We start from the raw sequence: 12,663 nt of genomic DNA, 5'->3' as shown, positions 1-12,663 counted from the left end.
GAGCTCGTTTGGGGTGAGCGGGACGAACGCGCACGTGGTGGTGGAAGAGGCGCCGCGCGAGGCCGAGGTCACATTGCCGTCGCCGCCACCACGCTCGGCGGAGCTTGTTGTTTTGTCGGCGAAGAGTACGGCGGGGCTGGATGCGGCGGCATCGCGTCTGGCGTCGCATGTTCAGGCGCATCCGGAGCAGGCGCTGGGCGACATCGCATACAGCCTGGCGACGACGCGGAGCCATCACGAGCACCGGCTGGCGCTGGCGGTGGCCACGCGCGCGGAGCTGGTTGCGGGGCTTGAAGCGGCATCGCGCGACCAGCCGGTGGAAGGACTGAGCCGGGATCGGGCGAGCGTGGGCCGTCCAAAGGTTGTGTTCGTGTTCCCCGGCCAGGGCTCGCAGTGGTTTGGGATGGGTCGAGAGCTGCTGTCAGAGGAGCCGGTGTTCCGAGAGGCACTGGAGGAGTGCTCGGCGGCGATCGCGTTGGAGACGGGCTGGTCGGTAATTGAAGAACTGCAGAGAGCCGCAGAGGCGTCTCGTCTGGAGAGCATTGAGGTCGTGCAGCCGACATTGTTTGCGCTGGAGGTTGCGCTGGCGAAGCTGTGGCGGTCGTGGGGAGTGGAGCCGGACGTGGTGGTCGGCCACAGCATGGGCGAGGTTGCGGCGGCGTATGTGGCAGGTGGGTTGACGCTGGCGGACGCGGCGAAGGTGATCTGCCGACGCAGCCGCCTGCTCAAGAGCATCAGCGGCCAGGGCGAGATGGCGCTGGTGCAGCTGCCGGCGGACGAGGCGCAGGCGGCGCTGTCTGGCTATGAGGCGCAGGTGAGCGTTGCGGTGAGCAACAGCCGGCGCTCGACGGTGCTGTCGGGAGAGCCTGCAGCCATGGGTGCGGTGCTGTCGAGGCTCGAGGGCCAGGGCATCTTCTGCAAGCGCGTGAAGGTGGACGTTGCGAGCCACAGTCCGCAGGTGGATGTGCTGCGCGAGGATCTGCTGACTGCATTGTCGGATCTGTCGCCGCAGGCGCCGGCACTGGCGATGCACTCGACGGTGACCGGCCAGCCGGTCGGTGACGGTGAGCTGAATGCAGCGTACTGGATGGACAACGTTCGACAACCGGTTCGGTTTGCGAAGGTAGTGGAGGCCCTGTTGGGGCAGGGACACAGCATCTTCGTGGAGCTGAGCCCGCATCCGGTGTTACTGCCGGCGCTGGACGAGCTTGTCGGCGACAGCAGCATAGCGGGAACGGTGACCGGCTCGCTCTACCGCGAGCGTCCGGAGCGCGCCTCGATGCTGGCCGCGGCGGGCAAGCTTCATGTGGTGGGCGGTCTGCTGCGGCTGGAGCGCTTGTACGGTGAAGATAGCAGGCGTGTGGAACTGCCGACCTATGCGTGGGATCGGCAGCGGTACTGGCTCGAGGGCTCTGCGCTGCAGGGTCGTGCCGGGGAGGCGACGGGCCATCCGCTGCTGGGAGTTCGGGTGTCGCTGGCCGGCGGCAAGGTGATGTACGAGACGGTGCTGTCGCGCGGGGAGCATGGCTGGCTCTACGACCATCGGGTAGGCGAAGCGGCGCTGATGCCGGGGGCCGGACTGTGCGAGCTGGTGCGGGCGGGCGGCGAGCATTGTCTTGGCGAGGCGGTGGAGGTGTTGTCGCTGGTGCTGCAGGCGCCGCTGGTGCTGCCCGAGCATGGTGGCCGTCGGGTGCAGGTTCTGGTGAGCGAAGAGGATGGCCGGACGGAGGTCTCGGTCTACAGCCAGCCGTCGGACGCCTCTGCGGCCACGGAGTGGACGCTGCACGCGAGCAGCGAAGTGCGGCGGCTGCGCCTGGAGGCGGTGCCGCGCCTCGATCTGGCGGCGGTGCGGGCGCGCTGCGCCGAGCGTGTCGAGGTGGCGCAGGCGTACGAGACGCTGGCATCGCTCGGGCTGGACTATGGGGCGGCGTTCCGCGGCCTGCAATCGCTGTGGGTGGGGACGGACGAGGCGCTTGGCGAGGTGGTGCTGCCGGACGGTGTCGAGGGGGCGGAGCGCTACGGCATCCACCCGGCGCTGCTCGATGCGGCGTTCCACTCGCTGCTGAGGATTGGAGAAGTCTCATCGTTGCATCTGCCGTTTGCGATGGACCGGGTGGTGGTGCACGCGCAGGGCGCGGCAGCGGCGTGGGTCCATGTGCGGGCGCGGCCGGAGGCGGCGGGCGAGGCGAGCGAAGGGCTTTTGGTGGATGTGACGTTGAGCGATGCGCAGGGCGATGTGCTGGTGGAGGTGGTTGGCCTGCGCAGCCGTGCTGCGGAGGAGAGCTCTCTGCCGCGCTCGGAAGGTACTGCGAACGCGCTTTACCAGCTCGGCTGGTCGCCGTCGCCGTCGCCGCAGGTGTCGGCGCCTTCTGGTCGGTGGGTCGTAGTGGCGGGTCAGGACGAAGCGTCGGCGGCTGTGGTCGATCGGCTTCGGCAGGCGGGTGCCGAGTGTACCTGCGTGGATGTCTCGGGTCTGTCGGCGGCGTTGCCTGCCGATCACGTGGTGTGCCTGTGGGGCCGCGGCGCGGAGGTCGAAGACGCGGAAGCGGCGCAACGGGTTGCGAGCGCGGGCCTGTCGATGGTGCAGCTTCTGGCGCAGCAGGAGCGGGCGCCCCGGCTGTGGTGGGTGACGCGCGGTGCGGTGTCGGTGACGGCGGCGGAGGCTTCGGAGGTGGCGCAGGCGTCGCTGTGGGGCCTTGGGCGCACGGTGATGCAGGAGCACCCGGAGCTGGGCTGCACGCTGGTCGACGTCGAGGCCACGGCGGACATGGCCGAGGAGATCGTGCGCGAGCTGAGCTCGGCAGACGATGAACAGGAGATCGCCTGGCGCGCCGGCGAGCGGCATGTGGCGCGCCTGAGGCGGGCGTTGGAGAGCGCGGTTCTGCGCGAGGTGCGGACAGACGGGACGGTGGTGATTACCGGTGGTCTGGGTACGCTTGGGCTGCATGTGGCGCGCTGGCTGGCGCAGCGCGGGACCAAGCACATTGTTCTGACGGGCCGTCGCGGACTTGCGACGCCGGGTGCGGCGGAGGCGGTGGAAGAGCTTGAGGCGCTGGGTGCGCGGGTGACGGTGTCGTCGGCCGACGTGTCGGAGAGGTCTGCGGTGCACGGGTTGCTGGCGGCGATCCCGTCGGAGCTGCCGCTGCGCGGCGTGGTGCATGCGGCGGGCGTGCTGGACGACGGTGTGCTGTCGGAGCAGAGCGCGGAGCGGTTCGCCCAGGTGATGGCGGCGAAGGTTGGCGGCGCCTGTCATCTGGATGCCGAGACGCGCGGACTGGATCTGGACGTCTTCGTGCTGTTCTCGTCGGCTGCGGGGACGTTGGGCTCGGCGGGCCAGGGTGGCTATGCGGCAGCGAATGCGTGTCTGGACGCGCTGGCGGCGCGTCGCCGAGCGGCGGGGCTGCCGGGGCAGAGCCTGGCCTGGGGCCTGTGGGTCGACGACTCCTCGCAAGCGGCGGGTCTGGCGTCGGGGTTGGACCAGGTGCAGCAGGCGCGCCTCAAGAAGAGTGGGATAGGTGCGCTCGATCCGGTGCAGGGGACGGCGCTGCTCGCGGCGGCGCTGGCGCGCAGCGAGACGCAGCTGATGCTGACGCCGCTCGAGTTGGGCGCGCTGCGGCGGAGGTTCAATGAGACGGTGCCGCCGCTGTGGCGGGAGCTGGTGCGGCTGCCGCGGCGAGCGGCGGCAGCGGTGCGCCGTGGCGGCTGGGCGAGCGAACTGGCGTCGCTGTCGGCGGAGCATCGGCTGGCGGCGGCGGTCGAGACGGTCCGTGCCGAGGTTGCGCGGGTGCTGTCGCTGGGCAGGGCTGATGCGGTGGGGTCAGAGCGTCCGCTGAAAGAGCTGGGGCTCGACTCGCTGATGGCGGTGGAGCTGCGCAACGCGCTGGGCCGGCGCGCCGGCACCTCGCTGCCGGCCACCCTGGCGTTCGATTACCCGACGCCAACCGCCATCGCAAAGTACCTGCTGGAGACAATGTGGATAGGGGAGGCGCTCACAACGAATAGTGGGCCATTGACGATACCGCAGCGAAGTGATCAGGCGGACGAGCAGGAGTGGCGCCTCGCCGAGTTGTCGCTTGGCCAGCAGCGACTGTGGTTCATCGAGCGGCTGACGCCGGGCAGTGCGCTGTACAATGTACATTTTGGGCTGAAGATCTCGGGACGGCTTGACACGGATCTTGTGCGCGCATGCCTTTCGAAGTTGGTGAAGCGTCACGAAGTGCTTCGCACGACGATCCAGGAACTGGCGGTGTGGCCGGAAGAAGTGGAGACGGCGCGGGCGCTGATCATGTCAAAGGGCCCAGTTCCGCTGGAGGTGGTGGACCTGAGGGATACATCCGACAAGGAGGTGCAGGCGGCACGATTGGCGTTCGAGCATCGAACGAAGCCGTTCGACCTCAAGCGCGGCCTGCTGTGGCGGAGCTTGGCGATAACGCTGGAGGAGGAGCGGCATCTGTTGCTGTTCACCCAGCATCACCTCATCACCGATGGGTGGTCGACAGTAAGGCTGATGGAGGAACTCGCAAGTCTGTACGAGTCGGGGGCTCAAGACTCGGCGCTTAGGAAGCTCGGGTATGATTATTTGGACTTTGTGCGCTATGAGCGGGCGCTGCGTCAAACGGAGACGCACCGCCAGAACTTAGCGTGGTGGAAAGAGCGACTCGAGGGTCTGCCGCGGCTTGATCTGCCCGGCAGCCGGCCGTGTGTAATGCCCAGGCACAAAGGGGACGCGATTTCGATTGAGATCTCATCGGAGCTGACGGAGCGGTTACGAGAGTTTTGCCGTCGTGAAGGTTGCACGCTGTTTGTGACGCTGCTGACGGCGTGGGCGTGCGTGCTGCATCGTTATTCAGGGCAGACGGATTTCGGTATCGGGACGCTGGTGGCCCGCCGAGACCGGAGTGAATTCAACGATGTTCAGGGCTTCTTTGTAAACACGATGGTGGTGCGCTGCGACGTGTCCGGAAGGCCGACGTTCCGGACACTTGCCCATCAGATGGGAGAGTCAGTGGTCGAGATGCTTCAGCACCAGGAAGTGGAGTTCGGCGAGATAGTACAGGAGCACGGAGGCGAGCGTGACCGAGATTTGAATCCGCTCATTCAAGCCAACTTCGACTTTGTTCGCGCGCCGTGCGTGATGGCAACGAAGGGAGTGAAGTGGGATTGGATAGAGGGTGTCCGTGCAGACGGAGGCGTAGAGGCAACGGCGAAGTTCAATCTGGGGTTGACGCTTCTTGAGACTGAGGAACATCTATTCGGAACGCTGGAGTACGCAACGGATTTGTTTGATGCATCGACAGTAGAACGGATGGCGGCGCATCTGGTGGCGATGCTGGACGCGGCCCCGCGAGAGCCGGATCGACCTATTGGGGAGCTGCCGCTCCTGACGATACGGGAACGGTGTCAGCTGCTGGTCGAGTGGAATGCGACGGCAGCGGACTATCCGCGGGATCGCTGCGTGCACGAGCTGTTTGGCGAGCAGGCGGCGCGGACACCCGAGGCGGTGGCAGTGGTCCACGAGGACCGGGAACTGAGTTACGGCGAGCTGGAGCGTCGCAGCAACCAACTTGCGCATCACCTTCGCGGTCTGGACGTAGGGCCAGAGGTGATCGTGGGGCTGTGCGTGGAGCGGTCGCTGGAAATGGTGGTTGGGTTGCTGGGGATCCTGAAGGCGGGGGGAGCCTACCTTCCGCTCGATCCGAGCTATCCGGCGGAGCGTCTGGCGTACATGGTGGAGGATGCCGAAGCGCGGGTGCTGCTGACGCTCACTTCGCTGGAGGGGTTGCTGCCGGCCGATGTGCACGTGGTGCGGCTGGATGACGACTGGGGGAGCATCGCCCGGCAGCCGGACGGCCCGCCTACCGGCAACGTTACGCCGATCAATTTGGCCTACGTGATGTACACGTCGGGCTCCACCGGCCGGCCCAAGGGGGTGATGATCGGCCATGGCGGTGTGGTCAACCGCATAGCGTGGATGGACGATGCGTATGGATTGGCTGCCTCGGATCGCGTTCTGCAGAAGACGCCTTTCAGCTTCGACGTATCGGTATGGGAGTTCTTCTGGCCGTTGCTGAAGGGAGCGCGACTGGTCCTGGCCCGGCCCGAGGGCCATCGCGAAGGCGACTATCTGGCGAACCTGATCATCGAGCAGGGCATCACGGTGGTGCATTTTGTACCGTCGATGCTGTGGCTGTTCCTGCAGCAGCCGCGGGTTTCGGACTGCACCAGTCTTCGGGAGGTGATTTGCAGTGGCGAGGCATTGCCGATCGAACTGATTCGGGAGTGTACGAGCAAGCTGCCGGGTCGTCTGGAGAATCTATACGGACCAACCGAGGCGTCGGTCGACGTCTCGTTCTGGGCCTGCGATGCGGCCTCGCCGGCATCGTTGATCGGCCGGCCGATCTGGAACACGCAGCTTTATGTGCTGGACGAGCTGCTGGAGCCTGTGCCGATCGGGGTGCGTGGTGAGCTTTACATCGGCGGCGTGGGACTGGCGCGGGGCTATCTGGGCCGGCCCGATCTGACGGCGAATCGTTTTGTGGCGAGCCCGTTCGGGGCGGGTGAGCGGCTGTACCGGACGGGGGATGCGGCACGCTGGCTGGCGGATGGGAACTTAGAATATCTGGGTCGGCTGGATGACCAGGTTAAGGTGCGAGGTCATCGCATCGAGCTGGGGGAGATCGAGGCGGTGCTGTCAACCCATCTGCGGCTCAGCCGATGCGCCGTGACTACCCGCCCTCAGGAGGCCGATTCACAGCTGATTGCGTTTTATGTCGCCTCCGGGGATGCGGTCGATCCGCACGAACTCCGTCAGTATCTGCGATTATCGCTGCCTGAACATATGGTGCCAGCCGTCTTCGTGCCACTGACCGATCTGCCGCTTACACTCAATGGCAAGATAGATCGGAAGGCTCTTGCCGCGCATGATCTGCCGCACCTTGGAGAATCTCACATAGCCCCAAGGGAGGGGTTGGAGCAAGCGCTGGCCGAGATCTGGAAGGATGTCCTCAATGTTGTGGCCGTCGACACCAAAAGGACATTCTTTGAGCAAGGCGGGACTTCGCTTCGGCTCCTAAAAGTCCAGCAACGAATTCGCGTGAGTCTGGGGATGGGGATCGCCGCAGCGGATCTCTTCAAATATCCAACCATAGAGAATCTTGCACAATACATCGGACGGGCGGATGGGAAGCTCGAGCATACGACGAAGGAAACTGACGCGCTCGAACACGACAAGGCGCTGCGGGACCGCATTCGAGAGATCGACGAGCTATCTCCGACAGAATTGCAACGTGAGCTACGCGAAAACTTACGACGAGTGCTCGCCGGGGAGTCCAGCCAATGAGTTTGGAACGCGATGCGCTGATTGCCATCGAAAAACTGAAAGCTCAGAACCAAAAAGTCGAATACGAGCGCACTGAGCCGATCGCCATCGTGGGCATGGCCTGCCGAATGCCTGGAAGCGAAACTGTGGAGGAGTTTTTCCGGCTGCTGGATAGCGGCAACGATCTTATTACGAGCATTGTGTATGATGGGGTTTGGGCCGATTGCGGTGTGATCGACACGATAGCGGAGTTCGATGCAAATTTTTTTGGGATATCACCGAGAGAGGCGCAGCGAATGGATCCGCGGCAGAGGGTGCTGCTGGAGACGAGCTGGGAGGCGCTGGAACAAGCAAGTATACCCGCGGAAACGCTAAAAGGAGCCCGCGTCGGCATTTATGTTGGCGCGTCTAGTAGCGATTATGCTGCGTATTGGTTTCGGTCCGATATTCGGGCGGAAGCCTACGACGTGACGGGATCGCTTGCGAGCATGATCGCCGGGAGAGTGAGTTACTTGCTGGGGCTTCGCGGCCCTGCGATGACCATCGATACGGCGTGCTCATCGTCATTGGTTGCAGTGCATGTGGCGATGAAGGCGCTGCGTGCGGGCGAATGTTCACTGGCGCTGGCTGGCGGAGTGGCAGCGATTCCTCGAATGTCGCGCGGAGCGGAGCCATGGAGAATGCTGGGCCACATCAGTAGTCGCGGGAGGTGCCGGCCATTCGATGCGACGGCAGATGGGATCGTGGGTAGTGACGGCTGCGGGATGATTGTCCTCAAGCGACTTAGCATGGCGAAACAGGACGGAGATCGTGTTTGGGCGATTATACGTGGAAGCGCCATCAATCACGACGGGCAGACGCAGGGACTGACGGTGCCGAGCGGGTTGGCCCAGGAGGACGTCATTCGTCGGGCGCTGGCGGATGCACGGGCTCGTCCGTCGGAGGTGGGCTACGTGGAGTGCCACGGCACGGGGACGGTGCTGGGCGATCCGATCGAGGTGCAGGCGCTGGGCACGGTGCTGGCGGAGGGTCGGGAGCGGAGCCGTCCGGTGATCATCGGCTCGGTGAAGAGCAACCTCGGCCATACAGGAGAGGCGGCCGGGGTTGCGGGGCTGATGAAGGTGGTGCTGTCGCTGCAGCACGGTCGGATCCCCAAGAGCCTGCACTTCGATACGCCCAATCCGCATATCGCCTGGGACGAGCTGCCGGTGCAGGTGGCATCGGAGGCTGTGCCCTGGGAACGCAATGGCGTGGCGCGGCTCGCCGGGGTGAGTTCGTTCGGGATGAGCGGGACGAACGCGCATGTGGTGATCGAGGAGGCGCCGGAAGAGGCAGAGGCGGCCGAGGCGGTGCCGTCGGCGGCGCGGTCTGCGGAGCTGGTGGTGTTGTCGGCGCGGAGCGCGCCGGCGTTGGCGGCGCTGGCGCAGCGTCTGGCGGCGCATGTTAAGGCGCGGCCCGAGCAAAGCCTGGGCGACGTTGCCTACAGCCAGGCGACGACGCGCAGCCAGCACGAGCACCGGCTGGCAGTGGTGGCGGCGACGCGCGAGGCGCTGGTGTCGGACCTGGCCGCGGCGGCGCACGGCGAATTGCCGATTGGGTCGGCGCGAGGAGCTGCGCGGGCGGGCGGCAAGACGGCGTGGCTGTTCACGGGTCAAGGCTCGCAATACGTCGGCATGGGTCGCGGGCTGTGGGAGGAATGGCCGGCCTTCCGCGAGGCGTTCGATGCGGCGTGTGCGGCGCTGGATCCGCACCTCGAGGCGCCGCTGCGCGAGGTGATGTGGGAGGCTCGCCCTGGCGCGTCTCTGCTCGACGAGACGGGCTGGACGCAGCCGGCGTTGTTCGCGCTGGAGGTTGCGCTGGCGGCGCTGTGGCGCTCGTGGGGCGTGGAGCCGGACGTGGTGGCGGGCCACAGCATCGGCGAGCTGGCGGCGGCGCATGTGGCGGGGGTGTTCTCGCTGGCGGATGCGGCGCGCCTGGCGGCGGCGCGCGGCCGGCTGATGCAGGCGCTGCCGCGGATCGGGGCGATGGTGTCGATCGAGGCGCCGGAAGCGGAGGTCGCGCGGGCGGTCGAGGCCCAGGATGGCCGGGTGTCGATCGCGGCGGTGAACGGTCCGTCGTCGATCGTGGTCTCGGGCGTTGAAGAGAGTGTGCAGGCGGTGTCGTCGGTGTTTGCGGCGCTGGGCGCGCGGGCGAAGCGGCTGGCGGTGTCGCACGCCTTCCACTCGGCGCTGATGGAACCGATGCTGGAGGAGTTCCGTCGGGTTGCGGAGCAGGTTGCGTATCAGCCGGCGCGGATCGGGATGGTGAGCAACGTCAGCGGCCAGGCGGCCGGCGACGAACTGTCGACGGCCCAGTACTGGGTGAAGCATGTGCGCGAAGCGGTTCGCTTTGCCGATGGGATTGGCGCGCTGCATGCGTCAGGAGTGATGGAATACCTGGAGCTTGGTCCGCGGCCGACGTTGCTGGGGCTGGTGCCGGCGTGCTTGCCCATGGGTGCGAACGAACCGGTGTTGCTGTCCAGCCTTCGTTCGGAACGGGCGGAGGCGGTGACGATCCTGGAGGCGCTGGGTGCCCACCATGCCCGAGGCGGGCGGGTGCAATGGGAGGGTGTCTTCCCGGGCGGCGGGAAGCGTGTGGAACTGCCGACCTATGCGTGGGATCGGCAGCGGTACTGGCTCGAGGGCTCTGCGCTGCAGGGTCGTGCCGGGGAGGCGACGGGCCATCCGCTGCTGGGAGTTCGGGTGTCGCTGGCCGGCGGCAAGGTGATGTACGAGACGGTGCTGTCGCGCGGGGAGCATGGCTGGCTCTACGACCATCGGGTAGGCGAAGCGGCGCTGATGCCGGGGGCCGGACTGTGCGAGCTGGTGCGGGCGGGCGGCGAGCATTGTCTTGGCGAGGCGGTGGAGGTGTTGTCGCTGGTGCTGCAGGCGCCGCTGGTGCTGCCCGAGCATGGTGGCCGTCGGGTGCAGGTTCTGGTGAGCGAAGAGGATGGCCGGACGGAGGTCTCGGTCTACAGCCAGCCGTCGGACGCCTCTGCGGCCACGGAGTGGACGCTGCACGCGAGCAGCGAAGTGCGGCGGCTGCGCCTGGAGGCGGTGCCGCGCCTCGATCTGGCGGCGGTGCGGGCGCGCTGCGCCGAGCGTGTCGAGGTGGCGCAGGCGTACGAGACGCTGGCATCGCTCGGGCTGGACTATGGGGCGGCGTTCCGCGGCCTGCAATCGCTGTGGGTGGGGACGGACGAGGCGCTTGGCGAGGTGGTGCTGCCGGACGGTGTCGAGGGGGCGGAGCGCTACGGCATCCACCCGGCGCTGCTCGATGCGGCGTTCCACTCGCTGCTGAGGATTGGAGAAGTCTCATCGTTGCATCTGCCGTTTGCGATGGACCGGGTGGTGGTGCACGCGCAGGGCGCGGCAGCGGCGTGGGTCCATGTGCGGGCGCGGCCGGAGGCGGCGGGCGAGGCGAGCGAAGGGCTTTTGGTGGATGTGACGTTGAGCGATGCGCAGGGCGATGTGCTGGTGGAGGTGGTTGGCCTGCGCAGCCGTGCTGCGGAGGAGAGCTCTCTGCCGCGCTCGGAAGGTACTGCGAACGCGCTTTACCAGCTCGGCTGGTCGCCGTCGCCGTCGCCGCAGGTGTCGGCGCCTTCTGGTCGGTGGGTCGTAGTGGCGGGTCAGGACGAAGCGTCGGCGGCTGTGGTCGATCGGCTTCGGCAGGCGGGTGCCGAGTGTACCTGCGTGGATGTCTCGGGTCTGTCGGCGGCGTTGCCTGCCGATCACGTGGTGTGCCTGTGGGGCCGCGGCGCGGAGGTCGAAGACGCGGAAGCGGCGCAACGGGTTGCGAGCGCGGGCCTGTCGATGGTGCAGCTTCTGGCGCAGCAGGAGCGGGCGCCCCGGCTGTGGTGGGTGACGCGCGGTGCGGTGTCGGTGACGGCGGCGGAGGCTTCGGAGGTGGCGCAGGCGTCGCTGTGGGGCCTTGGGCGCACGGTGATGCAGGAGCACCCGGAGCTGGGCTGCACGCTGGTCGACGTCGAGGCCACGGCGGACATGGCCGAGGAGATCGTGCGCGAGCTGAGCTCGGCAGACGATGAACAGGAGATCGCCTGGCGCGCCGGCGAGCGGCATGTGGCGCGCCTGAGGCGGGCGTTGGAGAGCGCGGTTCTGCGCGAGGTGCGGACAGACGGGACGGTGGTGATTACCGGTGGTCTGGGTACGCTTGGGCTGCATGTGGCGCGCTGGCTGGCGCAGCGCGGGACCAAGCACATTGTTCTGACGGGCCGTCGCGGACTTGCGACGCCGGGTGCGGCGGAGGCGGTGGAAGAGCTTGAGGCGCTGGGTGCGCGGGTGACGGTGTCGTCGGCCGACGTGTCGGAGAGGTCTGCGGTGCACGGGTTGCTGGCGGCGATCCCGTCGGAGCTGCCGCTGCGCGGCGTGGTGCATGCGGCGGGAATCTCAGACATCGGGATGCTTGTGCAGCAGAGCGCGGAGCGGTTCGCCCGGGTGATGGCGGCGAAGGTTGGCGGCGCCTGTCATCTGGATGCCGAGACGCGCGGACTGGATCTGGACGTCTTCGTGCTGTTCTCGTCGGTGGCCAGCACCATCGTTCCGGCCGGTCTGGGTGGCTATGCGGCAGCGAATGCGTGTCTGGACGCGCTGGCGGCGCGTCGCCGAGCGGCGGGGCTGCCGGGGCAGAGCCTGGCCTGGGGCCCGTGGACCGACGCGTCGTCGAAGGCGGCAGGTCTGGCGTCCGGGTTGGACAGAGTGCGGCAGGTCCGTCTGGCCAAGAGCGGGCTGGGGTCGGTAGATCCCTTGCACGGGATCGCGCTGTTCAAGGCGGCACTCGGCCGGAGCGAAGCGCAGCTTCTGCCGGTGCCGCTTGACCTTGGAGTGCTGCGCAAGTCGTTTGAGGGGACCGTTCCGCCGTTGTGGCGGGAGCTGGTGCGCTCACCGCGGCGGGCAACGGCGGCGCCGCGGCGTGGCGGCTGGGCCGCCGAGCTGGCGTTGCTTTTGGAGAAGGATCGAGCGGCGGCGGTGATTGAGGTGGTGCGCGGCGAGGTCGCGCGTGTGCTGTCGCTGGGTGCGGCCGATGCCGTGGAGTCGGAACGTCCGCTGAAGGAGCTGGGGCTCGACTCGCTGATGGCGGTGGTGCTGCGCAATGCGCTGGGCAAGCGTGCCGGGGCGCGGCTGCCGGCGACGCTGGCCTTCGACTATCAGACACCGGCGGCGATCGCCAGGTACCTGCTCGAGCGAGTGCTGTCGGCGCAAGGAGTGGCGACGAACGAAAGTCTGCCGGAGATTTCGCGGCGAGGACGGGAGAAGACAGATTGGGTCGGTCGCGTATACGTACTTTGA

Annotated in this window: 2 protein-coding genes (1 of these 2 running past the window's edge); both read left to right on the top strand. The window is 67.1% G+C overall.

Annotated elements, in window-relative coordinates; all coding sequences use genetic code 11:
• Positions 1–7,339, top strand: the 3' portion of a protein-coding gene (locus tag RS897_RS36745; RefSeq protein ID WP_315833556.1) for a non-ribosomal peptide synthetase/type I polyketide synthase. The gene continues 1,268 nt to the left of window position 1, outside the view; 7,339 of the gene's 8,607 nt are visible here — the last part of the coding sequence; its start codon lies off the left edge, out of view; it ends in the stop codon at positions 7,337–7,339.
• Positions 7,336–12,663 (top strand): type I polyketide synthase, encoded by a 5,328-nt coding sequence (locus RS897_RS36740; RefSeq protein WP_315833555.1) that lies wholly within the window; start codon positions 7,336–7,338, stop codon positions 12,661–12,663. The genes RS897_RS36745 and RS897_RS36740 overlap by 4 nt, the downstream gene beginning before the upstream one ends.

Source organism: Bradyrhizobium prioriisuperbiae, from assembly GCF_032397745.1.
GTDB lineage: Bacteria > Pseudomonadota > Alphaproteobacteria > Rhizobiales > Xanthobacteraceae > Bradyrhizobium_A > Bradyrhizobium_A prioriisuperbiae.
The sequence above is the reverse complement of the archived record's forward strand: the minus strand, read 5'-3'. Positions and strand labels throughout refer to the sequence as shown.

Coding starts and splice junctions, on each gene's coding strand:
- RS897_RS36740 (WP_315833555.1), top strand. CDS start 7,336: ATGAGTTTGGAACGCGATGCGCTGATTGCCATCGAAAAACTGAAAGCT.